The 238-nt window shown below is 47.9% G+C and carries 1 rRNA gene; it reads right to left on the minus strand.

Going from position 1 to position 238, the window contains the following annotated elements:
* Positions 1 to 48 precede the first annotated feature (48 nt).
* A 5S ribosomal RNA gene (rrf, locus tag AC30D7_RS28835) occupies positions 49 to 164 on the minus strand.
* Positions 165 to 238: the final 74 nt, after the last annotated feature.

Consider the following 238-nt stretch of genomic DNA (forward strand, 5'->3'; position numbering starts at 1 on the left):
AAAACAAAACCCCTACCTGCATACGCAGATAGGGGTTTCGGAATTTAATCTTGACGATGACCTACTCTCACATGGGGAAACCCCACACTACCATCGGCGATGCATCGTTTCACTTCTGAGTTCGGGATGGGATCAGGTGGTTCCAATGCTCTATGGTCGTCAAGAAATTCGGGTACCGAACCGTCTTTCGACGCTTCAGCAAATTGGGTATGCGATAGTTTGTGCGGCTTTTGTGAAT

The organism is Pseudomonas sp. DF5 (assembly GCF_058148225.1).